Consider the following 17976-nt stretch of genomic DNA (forward strand, 5'->3'; position numbering starts at 1 on the left):
TCGCCCTTCCGGTGGGTCAAGGTGTATCGGGAAGTCGTCTAAGGGGTCATTCGGCGTATACAATGAACGCCATCAGTGAAGGCAGGGGAGGTATGCCCGCATGAGTCAGCGCCAGCCCGAGCCCGCACACCGGCCGTCTTCCCCGCGCCGTGGCAAGGACGGTGACGGTGCCGAGCGCCACGAGGCCATCTACCGGTCGATTAGCGATGCGATCGTCGAGCATCGTCTCAAGCCCGGTGCCCGCCTACGCGAGGATGCGCTCTCCGAGGTGTTCGGCGTCAGCCGCACCGGTATCCGCAAGATTCTCCAGCGCCTGGCCCTGGAGCAGCTGGTCACCCTGACACCCCGCCGCGGGGCCAGCGTCACGCGCCCCACCGCCGACGAGGCCAAGGACGTCTTCGATGCCCGCCAGATGATCGAGTGCGGCCTGATGCCCGAGGTGGCCCGGCGCATCACCGCCGAGGAGGCGAGCGAGCTGCGCGACATGGCGCGCCGCGAGCGCAAGGCGCTGCGCGCCGGCGAGCAGAGCACCGCCATCAAGCTCTCGGCGGCCTTCCACGAGCGCCTGGCCCAGCTCTCCGGCAATGCCACCCTGGCCGAATTCGTCGGCCGGCTCTGTTCGCGCTCCTCGCTGATCCTCGCCGTCTACGGCAACCCCGGGCACCTGGGCTGCGAGTCCCATGACCACGAGGACCTGATTGGCTACCTGGAGGCCGGCAACGGCGAGCGCGCCGCGGCCTTTATGAGCCGCCACCTCAAGGCCATCGAGGCGTCGCTGTCGATCGTCGAGGAGGAGCAGGAGGCACCCGACCTGCACCAGATCTTCAATCTTTGATGCACGCTGCCGGTGCGTCTCGCCATTTTGTTCGCACCGACTCGGTGCGTCCCTATGCCCTCATTCCTTGCCTGTCAGCACCGTACTTGATCACAGCACGGTGTTTTTCCGTGTCCTCCCCAACGATCGGAAAATTTTTAGCTCCATGTTTGTATACTAAATTTCAGTAACTTGTATTTTTGGTTTTCGCGCTCCACCGTATTCTTGCTCGGATATCTCTCCCTTTGGCCTCGTAATTGCATTAGTCAAGAGGAGCTGTGCATCGACGATGCCGGCATTTCGACCAAGAAGAGGGGGAGCGTGAAAAATGGTATACAAAAAAATCGCAGCAGCCCTGTGCCAGGCTCGCCGTGCGGCAGCGGTCACCGTCAGTCTGACGGTACTCTCCATGCCGGTTATGGCCGACGGTCAGGTGCTGCGCATCGCCATGACCGCCTCGGACATTCCGTTGACCACCGGCCAGCCCGACAGCGGCTTCGAGGGCTATCGCTTCCTGGGCTATACGGTCTATGACGCGCTGATCAACTGGGACCTGTCCTCGGCCGACGAGGTCAGTGGCTTGACTCCCGGCCTGGCCGAATCCTGGGAGGTCGACGAGGAGGACACCCGGGTGTGGACCTTCACCCTGCGCCAGGGCGTGAGTTTCCATGATGGCAGTGAGTGGAATGCCGACGCCGCCATCTGGAACCTCGACAAGGTCTACGACGAGGAGTCGCCGCAGTTCGACGCCCGTCAGGCGGGTAACGTGCGCGGCCGCATCCCGGCCATGGACCAGTACGAGAAGGTCGACGATCATACCATCCGCTTCACCACGCGGGAGCCGGACGCCTGGTTCCCGTATCAGCTCACTTTCCTGCTGTTCTCGAGCCCGGCGCAGTGGGAGGCGCTCGGCGGCGACTGGGATGCCTTCGCCCGCGAGCCTTCCGGCACCGGGCCGTTCCGGTTGACGCGTCTGGTACCGCGGGAGCGGGCCGTGCTCGAGCCCAACGCCGATTATTGGGATGCCGACCGAGTCCCGCGTATCGAGCGCGTCGAGCTGATCCCCATGCCCGAGTCGAGCACCCGCACCTCGGCGCTGCTGTCGGACCAGGTGGACTGGATCGAGACGCCGGCACCCGACGCGATTCCGCGCATGGAGTCTCGGGGCATGAGCATCACCAGCAACCCCTATCCGCACACCTGGCCCTATCAGTTCTCCATGCTCGAGGGCAGCCCGTGGCGTGACATCAACGTGCGCAAGGCGGCCAATCTGGCGGTTGACCGTGAGGGGCTCGAAGTCCTGCTGGGCGGCCTGATGGTGCCCGCGGCGGGTATCGTCACGCCGGATCACCCCTGGTACGGCGAGCCCGAGTTCGAGACCCGCTACGACCCGGAAGAGGCCATGCGCCTGCTGGCGGAGAGCGGCTACGGCCCGGACAACCCCGTAGAGGTGAAGGTGCTGATCTCCACCTCCGGCTCCGGTCAGATGCAGCCCCTGGCCATGAACGAGTACATCCAGCAGAACCTGGCCGAGGTCGGCATCGCCCTCGACTTCGAGGTGCTCGACTGGGAGTCGCTGTTCCCCAACTGGCGGCGCGGCGCGGAAGACCCAAGCAGTCGCGGCGCCCATGCCACCAACATCTCCTTCGGCTGGCTCGATCCGTTCGCCGCCTTCTATCGCTTCATGCATTCGAGCATGGCGCCGCCCAACGGCTTCAACTGGGGCTACATGGACGACCCCGAGTACGACCGCCTGCTCGATGAGGCACGGGTGACCTTCGATCAGGAGGCACAGGACGCCATCCTGGCCGAGTTCCACGCCCGCATGGTTGACGACGCCGCCTGGCTGTGGGTGGCCCATGACGTGGGGCCCCGCGCCATGCAGCCGCGGGTCAAGGGCTTCGTCCAGGCCAAGAACTGGTTCCAGGACCTGACCCCGGTCTACATCGAGGAGTGAGTCGTAGCGGCGGCAGGTGAGGGTGTGCCTGCCGCCGCCGGCCTGGAGGCAAGATGAGTACCTATTTCCTCAAGCGCATTCTCTATGTGGTGCCGATCGCCCTGGCGGTAAGCTTCTTCTGCTTCTCGCTGGTGCACCTTTCGCCCGGCGACCCCATGGATGCGGTGGTGTCGGCCGATGCCCCGCGTGAGGTGGTGGCCATGGTGGAGCGCGCCTACGGCTTCGATCGCCCGCTGCCCGAGCAGTTCGCCCTGTGGGTGAGCCGTGCGCTGCAGGGCGACCTGGGGCTGTCGGCGGCCAACGGGCGGGCGGTGACCACGGAGGTATTCGCCGCGCTCAAGAACACCCTGCTGCTGGCCCTGGCGGCCTCACTGATCGGCTTCACCCTGGGCTGCACCTTCGGCCTGTTGGCCGGCTACTGGCAGGGTTCGCTGCTCGACCGCCTCGTCACCGGCTTCGCCGTGGGTGGGGTCAGCGTGCCCCATTACTGGCTGGGCATGCTGCTGGTGATCGTGTTCTCGGTGGAGCTCAACTGGCTGCCCTCCTCCGGTGCGGGGCCGGGAAGCTCGAACGACTGGGCCTTCGAGTGGGCCTACCTGCGCCACTTGATCCTGCCGGCCGTAACCCTGTCGGTGATCCCCATGGGGGTGGTGACCCGCACCGTGCGCGCCATGGTGGCCGAGATCCTGGCCCATGAATTCGTCGAGGCGCTGCGGGCCAAGGGGCTGGCCGAGAAGCGCGTGTTCCTGCACGTGGTCAAGAACGTGGCGCCCACGGCGCTGGCGGTGATGGGGCTGCAACTGGGCTACCTGCTGGGCGGCTCGATCCTGGTGGAGACGGTGTTCTCCTGGCCGGGTACGGGGCTTCTGCTCAACAACGCCATCTTCCAGCGCGACCTGCCGATCCTGCAGGGGACCATCCTGGTGCTGGCGCTGTTCTTCGTGCTGCTCAACCTCATCGTCGATCTGGCCCAGGCCAGGCTGGACCCGCGTATTCAGCGCAGCTGATCGCAAGGAGACACGCCCATGTCGCTCACTCTCGATACCGCCGTGTCGCCCATGGCGGCACCCCCCGCGGAGCCTGGCTACTGGCGCAGCGTATTCGCCCGCTTGCGGCGCGACCCGGTGGCCATGGTCGCCGGCCTGATCCTGCTGGCCATCGTGCTGATGGCGATCTTCGCGCCCTGGCTGGCGCCGCAGAGTCCTTACAGCACCAGCATGCTGCACCGCCTTCAGCCCATCGGCTCGCCGGGATTCCCATTGGGCAGCGACGAGCTGGGGCGCGACGTGCTGTCGCGCTTGATCCACGGTGCGCGGCTATCGTTGCTGATCGGCGTGATGCCGGTGATCAATGCCTTCGTCATCGGCAGCGCCATCGGCATCGTCGCCGGCTTCGTCGGCGGGCGCACCAATACCGTGATCATGCGCGTGATCGACGTGTTCTACGCCTTTCCCGCCGTGCTGCTGGCCATCGCCCTGGCCGGCGCCCTGGGGGCCGGGCTGGTCAACTCGCTGTTCTCGCTCACGGTGGTGTTCATCCCGCCCATCGCCCGGGTCGCCGAGAGCGTGACCACCCAGGTGCGCAGCGTCGACTACATCGAAGCGGCGCGGGCCAGCGGCGCACGCAGTCTGACCATCATTCGGCGTCACGTGCTGGGCAACGTGCTGGGGCCGATCTTCGTCTATGCGACCTCGCTGATCAGCGTCAGCATGATCCTTGCCTCGGGGCTCTCCTTCCTCGGCCTCGGGGCGCGTCCGCCGATGCCGGAGTGGGGGCTGATGCTCAACACCATGCGCGATGCGATCTACGTCAATCCGTGGGTGTCGGTGCTGCCCGGCATGATGATCTTCACCGTGTCGATCTGCTTCAACATGCTCAGCGACGGGCTGCGCTCCGCCATGGACGTTAAGCTATGAGTCATCAAGCCCGGAAGGAAGACAGCATGAATGCCACGCCGATGGCGACGAGCGATCCCCGTGACCGCGGCGGCAAGGCCCAGCCGCTGTTGCGGGTCAAGGGGCTGCGCAAGCACTTCGTGATCAAGCGTGACCTGCTGGGGCGGCCACTGAGCCGCGTGCATGCGGTGGACGGCATCGACTTCGAGGTGCGCAAGGGCGAGACCCTCGGCATCGTCGGCGAATCGGGCTGTGGCAAGTCGACCACTGCGCGCCTGCTGATGCACCTGCTGCAGCCCGATGGCGGAGAGGTGATCTTCGACGGCGACCCGGTCGGCACGCGGGGCGGCCTGTCGCTGCGCGAGATGCGCCGCCAGATGCAGATGGTGTTCCAGAATTCCTACGCCTCGCTCAACCCACGCATGACCATCGAGGAGTCGATCGCCTTCGGCCCGCAGGTGCACGGCGTCGGGCGGCGCGAGGCGCGTCAGCGCGCCCGGCGGCTGCTCGATCAGGTCGGGCTGCTGCCGGAGCGCTTCGCACAGCGTTATCCCCACGAACTCTCCGGCGGCCAGCGCCAGCGGATCAACATTGCCCGGGCGCTGGCGCTCGAGCCGCGCCTGCTGATTCTCGACGAGGCGGTATCGGCGCTGGACAAGTCGGTGGAAGCCCAGGTGCTCAATCTGCTCGGCGATCTCAAGCAGGAGTACGGGCTGACCTACCTGTTCATCTCCCACGATCTCAACGTGGTGCGCTACATCAGCGACCGGGTCATGGTGATGTACCTGGGCAAGGTGGCCGAGGTGGGCGACAGCGAGGCGCTCTACCGCGCCCCGGCCCACCCCTACACCCGGGCGTTGATGTCGGCCATGCCGTCGCTGGAACCGGGGCGGCGCACCCAGACGGCGCCGCTGGCCGGCGACCCACCCAACCCCATCGACCTGCCGCCGGGCTGCCGGTTCTGCCCGCGCTGCCCCCTGGCCGTGGATCTCTGCCGTGGCACCGAGCCCGAGCTTGCGGCGCTGCCGGGCGGCGGACACCTGTCGGCTTGTCACCGGGCCGACGAGGTGCAAGCCGCGGTATCGAACCCGCAGCCCAGCGTCGAGGAGAGCGTTCGATGAAATCCGATGTCATGACCCGAACGGCCGTTCAGACGCCGTTGACGGCATCCGCCGATCCCATGGTCGAGATTCGCGATCTGCACGTGCACTTCGGCACGCCTCGGCGTCAGGTGCAGGCGGTCAACGGGGTCGACCTGACCCTGGCCCGCGGCGAAGTGCTGACCATTCTGGGCGAGAGCGGCTCGGGCAAGAGCGTTACCCTGCGCAGCCTCATGCGCCTGCTGCCGGAGCGCAAGACGCGCCTGACGGGGAGCGTTCGCGTCGACGGTCAGGACGTGCTGGCCATGTCGCGGCGTGAGCTGTCCCGCTTTCGCGGTCGCACGGCGGCGATGATCTTCCAGGAGCCGATGCTGGCGTTCGACCCGGTGTTCACTGTGGGCGATCAGATCGCCGAAACCGTGTGTCGTCATGAAGGCGTGAGCCGGCGCGAGGGATTGGCGCGTGCCCTGGAGCTGTTCGACCGGGTGCGCATTCCCTCGGCCAAGCGGCGGCTCGCCAACTACCCTCACGAACTCTCCGGCGGCATGAGCCAGCGGGCGATGATCGCCCTGGCCCTGTCGTGCCGGCCCAAGCTGCTGCTGGCCGACGAGCCGACCACCGCGCTGGATGCCACGGTACAGATCCAGATCCTGCTGCTGCTTCGGGAGCTGCAGCGGGAGCTGGGCATGTCGGTGATCTTCGTGACCCACGACATGGGCGTGGCCAACGAGATATCGGATCGCATCGCCGTGATGTACGCCGGACGGCTGGTGGAAACCGGGGCCGTGGATACCGTCATCGCCCAGCCACGCCATCCCTATACCCTGGGGCTGATGCACTCGCGTGCCTCCGGCGAGCTGCGCGGGCAGCGTCTCAGTGCCATTCCCGGGGCGCCACCGGACATGTCGGCGCCGCCACCCGGCTGTGCCTTCGCCCCACGCTGCCCCCATGCCGACGCGACATGCACCCAGGCCCTGCCCGGCATGAGCGAGCTGGGCGACGGCCACCGGGCGGCCTGCTGGCGGCTCGGGGAGACGGCGAGCTGACGGCTCGTCACCACGGCATGGGCAGGTCCAGCAGCGTGCCTCGCGGTGGCGTCAGGCGCATCAGCGTGAACATGCCCTGGGCGACGGCGTACACCGCCATCCCGTAGAGCAGGGCGGTGTGCCAGCGCATCCGCGCGCAGCCGAGCAGCAGCCAGCCCAGCAGCAGCGGCGTGGCCAGGTTGAAGCCGATCAGCCACATGGCCAGGCCATAGCTCAGGATGCCGCCCAGGATGGGCAGTTCGCGGCGGCTGGCCAGGTTGGCAACGCGCCCCTGACGATGAAGGCGGAACAGCTGGCGCCCCAGTACGTAGAGGCTCAGCAGCAGGCCGGGCACGATGCCCAGGCTCGGCATCAGCCGGGCGTTGGGGCGAAAGCCCAGCATCTCCACCAGTGCATAGCCGAAGGCCGCCACCATCAGCAGTGCGGTGAACACCACGATGCCGCTGTCGTGGCCCGGTGGCTCCTCGCCGGGTACGGCGGTCTCCGTCTGGGGCACGGCGGTGCGACGCCGACGCAGCCAGCGCACCGCGTTCAGCACCAGGGGAATGGCGATCAGCGAGGCGATGATCAATACGCCGGGGCGAGTCAGCCAGGTGAAGCCGTGGATCTGGGTGGTCAGCCAGAAGTACTGCTCCATGGGCGTGGCCAGCACGAAGCCGACCAGCACCGGCGCCCGGGGAATGCCGGCATTCTTCATCAGCCAGCCGACAATGCCGAGCACCAGCAGGGCGAGGATGTCGCCGAAGGTCTGGGTGCCCTGGTAGGCGCCGGCCACCATGATCAGCAGCAGCGGCGCGGCGATCAGGGCGAAATTTACCCGGGTCAGGCGGGCGATGTAGGGGGTCACGGCGAAGCAGATGGCGGCGCCCATGACTGAGGCCAGCGCTACGCTCCACACGATCATATACATCAAGTCCGGCGATTCGCTGACCATGCGCGGGCCGGGGTAAAAGCCGAAGGAGAACAGCGCGCCGAGGAAGATGGCCGCGGCGGGGCCGCCCGGCACGCTGAACAGCATGGTGGGCACGAGATCGGAGATCACCGTGGCGTTGTTGGCCCCCTCGGCGCTGGCCACGCCGCGGATCTCGCCCTTGCCGAAGCGACGCTTGTCCTTGGTGGTGCTCATGGCGTGGCCGTAGGCGATCCAGGTGGAGGCGCTGGCACCCACCGCCGGGACGAAACCGCCGAAGATCCCGATCACCGAAGCACGGCAGATCAGCCACCGGCTGCGCCAGAATTCGCGAAAGCTCTCGCCCCACTTGCCCAGGGCCATCGGCTTGCCGGCGATGCCGCCGCCCGTGGCGACCATGCTGATCAGTTCGGCCACGGCGAACAGTCCCAGTGCCACGATGGGTAGCGACAGGCCGTCCATGAGATAGGACTGGCCGAAGATGAAGCGGTAGTTGGCGGCGGCCGGTGCGGCGCCGACCACGCCCAGCAGAATGCCGAAACAGGCGGCAGCCAGCCCCAGGGCGATATCCCTGCCGACCATGCTGGCGGCGAAGCACAGCCCCACCAGGGCGAACATAAACAGCTCCGGCGTGCCCAGGGCCAGCACCAGTGGGCCGGCAATGGGGATGGCGACGGAGAGAATCAGCGCGCCGAACAGCCCGCCCACCATGGAGGCGAGGAAGCCGACCCCCAGCGCCAGCGACGCCTTGCCCTGCTTGGCCAAGGCGTGGCCCTCGATGGCGGTGGGCGCCGAGGCCGGGGAGCCGGGTGCGCCGAGCAGCACCGAGGTGATGGTGTCCGAGGTATAGATCACCGAGATGGCACCGAGCAGCATGGCCAGGCCGGCATAGCCGTCCATCAGGTAGATGAACGGCAGCAGGATGGACACGGCGGCCACACCACCCAGCCCCGGCAGCATGCCGAACACCATCCCTGCCAGCATGCCGGCGAAGAGCGCCAGCAGCCGTGCGGGCTGGAACAGGATGTCCAGGGCCGAAACGATATTCTCGAGCACGTTGCGATTCCTATGCGGGAGCGTCGAGTACGGCCAGCCCCGAGAGGCCGGCCGTATCGGTTGCGAGCCTACAGCTCGACGTCGTACTTCTCGCTGAGCAGGGTGCGCAGGTAGTCGCGCACCTCGTCGGAGGGCTGCAGGGCCTCGCTCAACGAGTCGGTGACCGCCGAAGCCGGCAGCAGGTCATAGCCGCCGATGGCGTCCTGGCTCTGCTCCTGGTAGTCGGGATCGTCGTTGATGGCGGCGATGGTCTGCTCGAAGATCTCGACGACCTCGTCCGGCGTGCCCTCCGGCAGGTAGGCGGTGAGGCCGAAGTTGAAGGTGGTGGCCCCGATAGCCTGGAAGGCATCCCATTCCACACCGGAAGGCGGCTCACCATAAAGCTCTTCGTAGACCTCGTAGACCGTGGGGTAGTCTGGGAAGGCTAGATCACGTGCGCTCAATACGCCGTCATCGCCCACCGAGCCGGCGGACATGATCGGCACCGCTGAGCCCGCTTCAACCATATCCACCACTTGTGACATGTAGGCCGGGGTGAACTGGAAGTCGATATTGGTTTCGCCGCGCTCGAAGGCCAGGCGGGCAGGGCCACGGCCATCAAAGCCAAGTACGGCACGCAGATCGAGTTCAAGCAGCTCGAAGGCGAGCAGTACGGGTAAGTCGCTGGCGGCAGCAGCAATGCCGCCATAGATTAAGGTCGTGTCGGGGGAGTGCAGGTCGGCGGAGCTCTCGATGCCGGTACGCGGCGAAACGTAAATCACGGCACCGAAGGGCAGGCTGTAAGCTGGGCGCATCGCCGCCAGGTCGTACTCCACCGCATCCATGCCCAGCACGTAGGGATTCGAAGTGGAAGAGGTGGTAAATAGGATTGTCTCGCCGTCGGGCTCGGCATTCTGCTGGAACCAGTTGGCCCCGAGAATCGAGCCACCGCCCGGGCGCGTGCGCACGTTGACCTGTGGGTTACCCGGTAGATGTTTTTCGAGGAAGGGCTCAAGGAATTTGGCGGCGACGTAGGTGGCGCCGCCTTCACCGAACGGCACCACCACCTCGAGAGTTTTGCCGCTATAAAAGTCTTCCGCTTGGGCGGAACTGACGGCGAATCCGCTGGTGGCAACCAGCACAGCGGCGGCAAGGGTTTTGAGTGGGGGAAAAAGTATCATGGCGTGCTCCTGGTATTGTTGTGGCGCTCTAGGCGCATTGTTGAACCTGGTATCGGCGCGCTCGTCGATCGGTTATCGGCCAACCCGGTTTTCCAGTGTGCCCAGGCCTTCGACCTCGATGCGTATGACATCGCCGGTTTGCAGGAATTTGGGGGGAGTGAAGCCGATGCCGACGCCCACGGGGGTACCGGTCAGGATCACGTCGCCCGGCTCGAGGGTGATACCCGCTGAGAGGGTTTCGATGAGTGTTGGTACATCGAATATCAGCTGGTCGAGGCGCGCGGACTGGCGTAGTTCATCATTGACCCAGCACTTGATGGTAGCATCCGAGCGGTTCATTTCGTCGGCGGTGACGATCCATGGCCCCATGGGACAGAGGCCGTCGAGCGACTTGCCGAGATGCCACTGCTTGTGTCGTTGCTGCAAGTCGCGGGCGGTCACGTCGTTGGCAATGGTGTAGCCCCAGACGTGATCGTAAGCCTCGGCCTTCGTGATGCGGCGGCCGCCCTTGCCGATGATGATGGCGAACTCCGCTTCGTAGTCGAGCTGATCAGTGACCTCGGCGTGGAGGGGAATCTCATCGCCATGGGCGATCAGGGTGTTCCAGGCCTTGGTGAAGACGATGGGGTGCTTGGGTACCACGTCGTCGGCGGTGGTGCTGCTGTCATAACCGGAGTTGCTGAACTCGGCGGCATGCTCGAAGTAATTCTTGCCGATACAGAACATGTTGCGATGGGGGTGAAGTGGTGCTTCGAGGCGTGCGGCATCGAGAGGCTCGCCATCACCCTTGGGTGCAATTCGGTTGCCCAGCTCGGCCCAGTTGCGAATCAGGTGCTGCATGTCGCCCTGAAAGTCGGGTATCAGCGAGCTGAGCGGCCAATAGCGCTGGCCCGTGGCGTCGATCAGGGCGACGAGAGTGGGCTGGTCGGGCGCCGGCCGCAGAGTGGCGAATTTCATGTGAATTGGCTCTCCTTGGTTCTGGTTTGGTTCTGCAATGAACGAGCCTAGAAGGCTATTGGTACTCTTTCAAGTACTAATTCAGCCCGAAATTTTGCCTTGATGTATCAAATAGACTAGATTCAGCAGGGATTGGACCCGTAATGGTTGATGTGAAAAGGAAGCCAAGTGACCGATAGGCCAGTGCGTACCGCCGATGACAGCGATTTCCAGGAGTCCCTGGCCGAGAGCGGTATCCGCTCCGATGGCGCACGAGCCCTGGCGCGATACATCCAGGCGGAGATTGCCAGGGGGCGTTTCTCCCCCGGTCACCGCTTGCCTACCGAGCGTGAACTGAGCGAGCGCTTCGGCGCGTCACGCGGCGCGGTACGTAGGGTGCTGGGTCACTTCAAGTCCCTGGGCTTGATCACTCAGGTGGTGGGGAGCGGTACCTTCGTGGCGGAAGGGGGCGCTCCGCTCGGCCCAGCGGCGAAAGCCACTGGCATGGTCGAGTCGGGCGGCATGGCGGGGCAGGTCAGCCCGGCCCAGTTGATGGATGCCCGCCTGCTGATCGAGCCGCAGATGGTTTCCCTCATCGTGCGCTTCGCCACGGCCGACGACTTCGAGCGCATGCAGGAGTGTCTGGTGAGATCCGAGGCGGCCGCCAGCATCGAGGAGTTCGAGCACTGGGATGGCGCCCTGCACCAGGCCTTTGCCGAAGCCACGCACAACAACTTCTTCCTGCGTATCCTGGAGCTGACCAACGTGGTGCGCGAGGAAGGGGAGTGGGGGCGGCTCAAGCGGATCTCGCTGACGCCGGAGCGGCGTGAGCGCTACGAGATGCAGCATCGCGCCATCGTGGCCGCGCTGCGCGACCGCGACGAAGACACGGCAAGGGGCTTGCTGGAAGAGCACCTGCTGGAGGTGCAGCGCAACCTGTTCGGCCGACGCTGATATCGACGCGGCACATGCCGGATAACCAAGCCGCCGGACGCCCAAGGCGTCCGGCGGCTTGCGTTGTGGCCAGCGTGAGACCGCTTGCCCTGTCGATCCCACGTTTTTCTGGTAGTGGGCCCTTACCTTGCCGGCCAGCTATCTTGCCGGTGCTTCACTGGCGGAAGCGCTGGCAGGGCGCCCAGTGCTTCATCAGCAGGAAGTAGGTCAGGCCGGCCGGGATCAGGCTGGCGTACCAGGAGACGGCGGAGAAGGTGAGGGCGGCGGCGATGCCCACCAGGGTGGCGATGAGCGCGGCGTAGTTGACGCCCTGATAGGGGCCGGTCTCGTCATAGAGCTTGCCGAGGTCCAGCGTACGACGGCGGATCAGGTAGTAGTCCACCACCAGGATGGCGAAGATCGGGCCGAGGAAGGCGGAGTAGGTCTGCACGAAGAGCTGCAGGCCGGCGGCGGATTCGGGCTGCACCAGCTTCCAGGGGAAGGTGGCGAAGGCCAGCAGGCCGACGATCACCGTGGAGGTGGCGAACTTGAGCTTGAACACGTCCATCAGCACGTAGGTCGGCGGCACCACGTTGTTGAGCACGTTGGTGGTGACCTGGGCGAAGGCGATGAACAGCAGCGTGGTCATCAGCAGCGGGGTGTTGTCCACCGCGTTGGCGAACACCTGGATGGGGTCGGCGGTGCCGGTGGCCTCGGAGACCATGTAGCCGATCAGGCCCATGAACAGGGTGCAGGGTAGGATCGACATGGCATAGATGGTGGTCAGGATGCTGGGGCGGGTACCGTGCTTGTGCTCCCGCGAATAGTCGCTGACGTTGAGCATCATGGTGCGTTCCGGGGAGCGGGTTGTTGTTGTCGTGGGTGCTGCGAACTATCCGGTGGTGCGGGCGGCCGGTCAGCGGGCCGGGGCCAGGTGGGCGAAGCGCTCGAACTGGCCGAGCATCGGCTTGGGTCGCGGGTAGGCCAGGTCGCCGTGCTTGCTGGTGCCGAGCCCCAGGCCGACCAGCGCCTCGGCCAGCTTCACGGCGGCGGTAACGCCCTCGACCACCGGCAGGCCCACCTCGCGGCTGATGGTGTCGGTGAGGTCGGCCATGCCGCCGCAGCCGAGCACGATGGCGCCGACGCCATCCTCGTCGCGGGCGCGGCGGCACTCCTCGATGATGCGGACAAGCGCTGCATCGGCGTTCTGCTCTAGGTCCAGCACCGGGATCTCCGCGGCGCGCACCCGGCGGCAGTGGTGGCGGAAGCCGTACTGCTCCAGCAGGTGCTCGGCGATGATGCCGGTGCGGCCCAGGGTGGTGACGATGGAGAAGCGGGTGCTGACCAGGGTGGCCATGTGGAAGGCCGCCTCGGCGATGCCGATCACCGGGGCGCGCGTGAGCTCCCGTGCGGCCAGCAGCCCCGGGTCCCCGAAACAGGCGATCACGTAGGCGTCGACCTCCGCCTGCTCGCCCGCCAGCACCTCGTCCAGCACGCCCACGGCGCTGATCGCCTCGTCGAAGTGGCTCTCGATGGAGACCGGCCCGCTGGCGGGCTGGGTGGCGGTGACCCGGGTGCCGGGCGCGGCGATGCGGCGGGCGGCGTCGCCGATCGTCGCCGTCATGCCGGCGGTGGTATTGGGGTTGATGACGCGGATATGCATGGCAAGGGCCCTGTCTTGTGAACGGCTAATAATGTCTTTGTACACAAAATAGTTTTCTTTTGTTCAAGCTGCAACCCTCGGCTGTCAGGGCGGCGCTGGTCGATATATCCCATTAAATAAATAAGGTAATCCCCCGGCTTTGCCGGGGGACTACCCGAGGTTTGACCGTGTGATGCGGTCAAAGGGAACCTCCAATCTCGGCCAAGAGATAGGAAGTTCCCAATGAGAGAGTACCAGAGTCTTGCTCACACAACATGGAACTGCAGGTATCATGTCGTGTTCATCCCCAAAAAGCGAAAGAAGGTGATCTTTGGTGGTATCCGAAAACACCTTGGTGAGGTGTTCCATGAGCTGGCAAGACAGAAGGAGTGCCAGATCGTAGAGGGGCACCTGATGCGTGATCACGTTCACATGTGTATCAGCATCCCTCCGAAGCACTCGGTGTCACATGTGGTTGGCTACATCAAAGGGAAGAGTGCGATATCTATAGCCAGAAACTTCATGGGCAGATCGCGAAATTTCTCTGGTGAAAGCTTCTGGGCGAGAGGTTATTTCGTCTCGACAGTAGGGCTTGATGAAGGAATGGTAAGGGCCTATATCCGGAATCAGGAAAAGGCGGATGAGCATTATGATCAGCTCAAGTTTGGAATGTGAGGCAGCCGCCTTCAGGCGGCTCAGATTCTTGCCCCTTTGAGGGGCTAACAATATAAAGCCCCCGGCTTTGCCGGGGGATACTTACTATCAGTTAGTTGGTGATTTTGCGAGGGGGGCGAGAAGATAGTTAGCAATAGACCTTGGTCTATGCCGGGCGTTTCGGGCCAAAATGTCGGCTTTTACTACGTGCAACTGTATACAGTTTTTGCCCTGCACGAGGGCTTGCAGATAAAATGGACACAGCATATCTTGTCTTTGTATACATAAACCCGTTCGTTCACGTTCCGGCTCTCGGGCCGTCGCGACGGCCGATAACAACCAGGAAGCTTCGCCATGACGCACGTTCCCACATCCGACTACCCCCGCGACCTGATCGGCTACGGCCGCACGCCACCCCACGCCAACTGGCCGGGCCGGGCGAAGATCGCCGTGCAGTTCGTGCTCAACTACGAGGAGGGTGGCGAGAACTGCGTGCTCCATGGGGACGAAGGCTCCGAGCAGTTTCTCTCCGAGATCATCGGGGCGGCGGCCTATCCGGACCGCCACCTGAGCATGGAGTCGATCTACGAGTACGGCTCCCGGGCGGGGGTATGGCGGATCCTGCGCGAGTTCGAGCGCCGCGGCCTGCCGCTTACCGTCTTTGGGGTGGCCATGGCGCTGGAGCGTCACCCCGAGGTGGCCCACGCTTTCAAGGAGCTGGGCCACGAGGTCGCCTGCCACGGCTATCGCTGGATCCACTACCAGGAGGTGCCCGAGCACGTCGAGCGCGAGCATCTGCAGAAGGCGATGGCGATCTTCCAGCGGCTCTACGGCGAGAAACCGCTGGGCTGGTATACCGGCCGTGACAGCCCCAACACCCGCCGGCTGGTACTCGACGAGGGCGGCTTCCTCTACGATAGCGACTACTACGGCGACGACCTGCCGTTCTGGACCCGCGAGCGCGACAGCCAGGGGGTCGAGCACGACCACCTGATCGTGCCCTACACCCTGGACAGCAACGATATGCGCTTCGCCGCGCCCCAGGGTTTCAATACCGCCGACCACTTCTTCACCTACCTGCGCGACGCCTTCGACGTGCTCTATGCAGAGGGGGAGGAGTCGCCCAAGATGCTCTCCATCGGCATGCACTGCCGCCTGCTGGGGCGCCCGGGCCGCTTCCGCGCCCTGCAGCGCTTCCTCGACCATATCGAGGCCCACGACCGGGTCTGGGTGGCGCGCCGGGTGGACATCGCGCGGCACTGGGCGGAGCACCATCCGGCACCGACGCGCTGAGCTCATTCTGCGCTGAACTGCTTGAGGCTGATCCGGCGACAGCTCTGTTCGGGGGCGCTGTGAACCCTCCCAGGGCGCTACCGATGCCCTGCTTCGCTCTCGCATCCTGCTCCGCTTGCAGGGCCAGCGCTGGCCATCCATGGCCAGCCCGTTCGAAGCAGTGCTTCTCACCCCTGGCATAGGACCCCCTTCAGAGCTATCCCCGGCGCCTCTCGCCCCGGTTCTTGCGGGGCGCTCGTACAAACCCGGGCTTAGGCCCAGAGTCTTTCAGGACACCCCATGAAACCACGTACCTACTATGCGCCCACCGGCGGTCATCCGCCCCAGACCCAGCTGCTCTCCGACCGAGCGGTGTTCACCGAGGCCTATGCGGTGATCCCCAAGGGCGTCTTCGGCGATATCGTCACCAGCAACCTGCCGTTCTGGGAGGACACCCGGCTGTGGGTGCTGGCGCGCCCGCTCTCCGGTTTCGCCGAGACCTTCTCCCAGTACATCATGGAGGTCGCCCCCGGCGGCGGCAGCGAGCGCCCCGAGCTCGACCCCGAGGCCGAAGGGGTGCTCTTCGTGGTGGAGGGCGAGATGACCCTGACACTCGCCGGCGAGCGCCACGCCATGGGGCCGGGCGGCTACGCCTTCATCCCGCCGGGCAGCGACTGGCAGGTCAGAAACGAAGCCGAGGCGCCGGTGCGCTTCCACTGGGTGCGCAAGGCTTATGAGCGCGTCGAGGGCATCGAGGTGCCGGAGGCCTTCGTCACCAACGAGAACGACCTCGACCCCAACCCCATGCCGGGCACCGAGGGGCGCTGGGCCACCACCCGCTTCGTCGACCCGAGTGACGTGCGTCACGACATGCACGTTAACATCGTCACCTTCCAGCCCGGGGCGGTGATCCCCTTCGACGAGACCCACGTCATGGAGCACGGCCTCTACGTGCTGGAGGGCAAGGCGGTCTACCATCTCAACCAGGACTGGGTCGAGGTAGAGGCGGGCGACTTCATGTGGCTGCGCGCCTTCTGCCCGCAGGCCTGCTACGCCGGCGGCCCGGGGCCGTTCCGCTACCTGCTCTACAAGGACGTCAACCGCCACCCCAAGCTGCGCCTGGGTGGCCGCTGAGCATTCAGGCATCTGCCCGAGACTCGCGAGCTACGTTGGCGGGGCTCGAGGCTGATCCGGCGGACTGACGAGTTAAAAATGAGGGCACAACATGCTCGAATTGAAAGCCGAGCCGCTGACGGTCGAGGCCTTCGCCCCCTTCGGCGACGTCATCGATACGCGCACGGCGGACTGGTTTCCGATCAATGCCGGGCGCACCCGGCGCTATCACGATCTGGCGCGGGTCGAGACCCTGGGGGAGGGCGCGCGGACGCTGATCAGCATCTTCGTCAGCCAGCCGGTGACGCTCCCCCTGGAACTCGATTTCCTGGAGCGCCACCCGCTGGGCAGCCAGGCCTTTATGCCGCTGCACGAGGAGAGGTTCATGGTGGTCGTGGCGCCGCCGGGCGAGACCATCGATCCCGCCGAGGTGCGCGCCTTCGTCACCGACGGCCGCCAGGGGGTCAACTACCGCGCCGGCACCTGGCACGCCATCCAGTCGGTGCTGGAGCGGGAAGGGGAGTTTCTCGTCGTCGATCGCGGCGGCGAGGGGAGCAACTGCGACGAGCATCCATTGGCGCTGCGCATCACCCTCTGATCGCCACGTATCTGGCCTGAAATCTATTACCAAGTGGTTGACCCAGTGCGCGACAAGCCCCGCCGTTCAGGGCGGGGAAGGATAGCGCGGGCGCCGCAGGCGTCCTACAGTGCTGTATATAGTTACAGCGGCCGGATCGCCATGCAACGCCTCCAAGCCTACAAGTACGAACTGATGTTAGACGGCCAGCAAGAGCGGCAAATGCGCCAGTTTGAATGCCAGTGCCCTGTTCGGCCCCGACGACTGGCACCGGGCCGAGGCGCTGCGTCTCGAGGCGCGCGATTACCTGTCACGCAATGACGCGTATACTTTCTTCCAGGCGCTCGACCGGCTGATCGTGACCGGGCCGACGCGCACCAATGTCAACGATTTTCGTGCCATTCTGGTCTTGCCGAGGACACCATGACGCTTCCCCCCCACGCCCCCATCCATGCCCCCATCCGCCGCACCAAGATCGTCGCCACCCTGGGCCCGGCCAGCGACCGCGAGGGCGTGCTCGAGGCGATGATCGCCGCCGGCGTCGACGTGGTGCGCCTCAACTTCTCCCACGGCTCGGCCGACGATCATCGCCGCCGCCTGGAGCGAGTCCGCGAGATCGCCGACCGCCTGGGCCGCAGTGTGGCCGCCCTCGGCGACCTGCAGGGGCCCAAGATCCGCATCGCCCGCTTCGCCGAGGGTGCCGTCGAGCTCGCCGAGGGCGCCCCCTTCGTGCTCGACATGGCCCTCGACGGCAACGCCGGCGATGCCACCCGGGTCGGCTGCGACTACCGCCAGCTGATCGACGACGTCGCCCCGGGCGACCGCCTGCTGCTCGACGACGGCCGGGTGGTGCTCGACGTCACCGCCGTCGAGGGGCGCGAGGTCCACACCCGCGTGGTGGTGGGCGGCAG

17 protein-coding genes and 1 pseudogene are annotated in these 17976 nt (G+C 65.6%); 13 read left to right on the top strand and 5 right to left on the bottom strand.

Annotation, left to right across the window (positions count from 1 at the left end; genetic code table 11):
• Positions 1–100: 100 nt before the first annotated feature.
• From DER72_RS08620 to DER72_RS08645, 6 genes are all read left to right on the top strand, one after another.
• Positions 101–835, top strand: a complete 735-nt coding sequence (locus tag DER72_RS08620) for a GntR family transcriptional regulator (protein ID WP_110069591.1) — start codon at positions 101–103, stop codon at positions 833–835.
• Between the two features lie 388 nt (positions 836–1223).
• Positions 1224–2771, top strand: coding sequence for an ABC transporter substrate-binding protein (locus tag DER72_RS08625; RefSeq protein WP_258306249.1), 1548 nt, complete (start codon positions 1224–1226; stop codon positions 2769–2771).
• Between the two features lie 53 nt (positions 2772–2824).
• Complete coding sequence (locus DER72_RS08630; protein ID WP_110069593.1) at positions 2825–3778, top strand: ABC transporter permease; 954 nt, start codon at positions 2825–2827, stop codon at positions 3776–3778.
• Between the two features lie 18 nt (positions 3779–3796).
• Complete coding sequence (locus DER72_RS08635; protein WP_110069594.1) at positions 3797–4687, top strand: ABC transporter permease; 891 nt, start codon at positions 3797–3799, stop codon at positions 4685–4687.
• Between the two features lie 26 nt (positions 4688–4713).
• Positions 4714–5787, top strand: coding sequence for an ABC transporter ATP-binding protein (locus DER72_RS08640; RefSeq protein ID WP_110069595.1), 1074 nt, complete (start codon positions 4714–4716; stop codon positions 5785–5787).
• A complete protein-coding gene (locus tag DER72_RS08645; protein WP_110069596.1) occupies positions 5784–6812 on the top strand; it encodes an ABC transporter ATP-binding protein in 1029 nt (342 codons plus the stop codon). Before DER72_RS08640 ends, DER72_RS08645 begins: the two co-directional genes overlap by 4 nt.
• Before the next feature lie 7 nt (positions 6813–6819).
• Here DER72_RS08645 and DER72_RS08650 read toward each other — a convergent pair whose 3' ends face one another.
• The 3 genes from DER72_RS08650 to DER72_RS08660 all read right to left on the bottom strand — a co-directional run bounded on the left by DER72_RS08650 (position 6820) and on the right by DER72_RS08660 (position 10895).
• Positions 6820–8778, bottom strand: coding sequence for a tripartite tricarboxylate transporter permease (locus tag DER72_RS08650; RefSeq protein WP_110069597.1), 1959 nt, complete (start codon positions 8776–8778; stop codon positions 6820–6822).
• Positions 8779–8846: 68 nt separating this feature from the next.
• Positions 8847–9938: a tripartite tricarboxylate transporter substrate binding protein gene (locus DER72_RS08655; protein WP_258306250.1), complete on the bottom strand. Its 1092-nt coding sequence runs from the start codon at positions 9936–9938 to the stop codon at positions 8847–8849.
• Positions 9939–10010: 72 nt separating this feature from the next.
• Positions 10011–10895: a fumarylacetoacetate hydrolase family protein gene (locus DER72_RS08660; protein WP_110069598.1), complete on the bottom strand. Its 885-nt coding sequence runs from the start codon at positions 10893–10895 to the stop codon at positions 10011–10013.
• A gap of 168 nt (positions 10896–11063) precedes the next feature.
• Between DER72_RS08660 and DER72_RS08665 the strand changes: the two genes are divergently transcribed.
• Positions 11064–11828 (top strand): FadR/GntR family transcriptional regulator, encoded by a 765-nt coding sequence (locus tag DER72_RS08665; protein ID WP_258306251.1) that lies wholly within the window; start codon positions 11064–11066, stop codon positions 11826–11828.
• Between the two features lie 154 nt (positions 11829–11982).
• On the opposite strand, the pseudogene DER72_RS08670 reads toward DER72_RS08665, so the two are convergent.
• Both DER72_RS08670 and DER72_RS08675 read right to left on the bottom strand, forming a co-directional pair.
• Positions 11983–12657, bottom strand: a pseudogene (locus tag DER72_RS08670) (cytosine permease); the annotation flags it as partial.
• 66 nt (positions 12658–12723) lie between these two features.
• Positions 12724–13470 carry an aspartate/glutamate racemase family protein gene (locus DER72_RS08675; RefSeq protein WP_110069600.1) on the bottom strand — a complete coding sequence of 249 codons (747 nt, stop codon included), beginning with the start codon at positions 13468–13470 and terminating at the stop codon, positions 12724–12726.
• A gap of 222 nt (positions 13471–13692) precedes the next feature.
• Between DER72_RS08675 and tnpA the strand changes: the two genes are divergently transcribed.
• From tnpA to DER72_RS08710, 6 genes are all read left to right on the top strand, one after another.
• The gene (gene tnpA / locus DER72_RS08680) at positions 13693–14124 is read left to right on the top strand and encodes an IS200/IS605 family transposase (RefSeq protein ID WP_110069601.1); all 432 of its coding nucleotides are present in this window, start codon (positions 13693–13695) and stop codon (positions 14122–14124) included.
• A 333-nt stretch (positions 14125–14457) separates the two neighbouring features.
• Positions 14458–15396 (top strand): allantoinase PuuE, encoded by a 939-nt coding sequence (gene puuE, locus DER72_RS08685; RefSeq protein WP_110069602.1) that lies wholly within the window; start codon positions 14458–14460, stop codon positions 15394–15396.
• A 279-nt stretch (positions 15397–15675) separates the two neighbouring features.
• Entirely contained in the window at positions 15676–16509 is an 834-nt protein-coding gene (locus tag DER72_RS08690) for a bifunctional allantoicase/(S)-ureidoglycine aminohydrolase (protein WP_110069603.1), read from the top strand.
• Positions 16510–16600: 91 nt separating this feature from the next.
• On the top strand, positions 16601–17086 hold the full coding sequence (locus DER72_RS08695; RefSeq protein ID WP_110069604.1) for an ureidoglycolate lyase: 486 nt from the start codon (positions 16601–16603) through the stop codon (positions 17084–17086).
• Between the two features lie 211 nt (positions 17087–17297).
• Positions 17298–17492 (top strand): MOFRL family protein, encoded by a 195-nt coding sequence (locus DER72_RS08705; protein WP_309064163.1) that lies wholly within the window; start codon positions 17298–17300, stop codon positions 17490–17492.
• Positions 17489–17976: pyruvate kinase (locus DER72_RS08710; RefSeq protein WP_258306252.1), on the top strand; the 488-nt coding region annotated here is incomplete at its 3' end. The genes DER72_RS08705 and DER72_RS08710, both read left to right, overlap by 4 nt.

This window comes from Halomonas sp. A11-A (genome assembly GCF_003182195.1).
Taxonomy (GTDB): domain Bacteria; phylum Pseudomonadota; class Gammaproteobacteria; order Pseudomonadales; family Halomonadaceae; genus Halomonas; species Halomonas alkalicola.

Coding starts and splice junctions, on each gene's coding strand:
- DER72_RS08620 (WP_110069591.1), top strand. CDS start 101: ATGAGTCAGCGCCAGCCCGAGCCCGCACACCGGCCGTCTTCCCCGCGC.
- DER72_RS08625 (WP_258306249.1), top strand. CDS start 1,224: ATGCCGGTTATGGCCGACGGTCAGGTGCTGCGCATCGCCATGACCGCC.
- DER72_RS08630 (WP_110069593.1), top strand. CDS start 2,825: ATGAGTACCTATTTCCTCAAGCGCATTCTCTATGTGGTGCCGATCGCC.
- DER72_RS08635 (WP_110069594.1), top strand. CDS start 3,797: ATGTCGCTCACTCTCGATACCGCCGTGTCGCCCATGGCGGCACCCCCC.
- DER72_RS08640 (WP_110069595.1), top strand. CDS start 4,714: ATGAATGCCACGCCGATGGCGACGAGCGATCCCCGTGACCGCGGCGGC.
- DER72_RS08645 (WP_110069596.1), top strand. CDS start 5,784: ATGAAATCCGATGTCATGACCCGAACGGCCGTTCAGACGCCGTTGACG.
- DER72_RS08655 (WP_258306250.1), bottom strand. CDS start 9,938: ATGATACTTTTTCCCCCACTCAAAACCCTTGCCGCCGCTGTGCTGGTT.
- DER72_RS08660 (WP_110069598.1), bottom strand. CDS start 10,895: ATGAAATTCGCCACTCTGCGGCCGGCGCCCGACCAGCCCACTCTCGTC.
- DER72_RS08675 (WP_110069600.1), bottom strand. CDS start 13,470: ATGCATATCCGCGTCATCAACCCCAATACCACCGCCGGCATGACGGCG.
- tnpA (WP_110069601.1), top strand. CDS start 13,693: ATGAGAGAGTACCAGAGTCTTGCTCACACAACATGGAACTGCAGGTAT.
- puuE (WP_110069602.1), top strand. CDS start 14,458: ATGACGCACGTTCCCACATCCGACTACCCCCGCGACCTGATCGGCTAC.
- DER72_RS08690 (WP_110069603.1), top strand. CDS start 15,676: ATGAAACCACGTACCTACTATGCGCCCACCGGCGGTCATCCGCCCCAG.
- DER72_RS08695 (WP_110069604.1), top strand. CDS start 16,601: ATGCTCGAATTGAAAGCCGAGCCGCTGACGGTCGAGGCCTTCGCCCCC.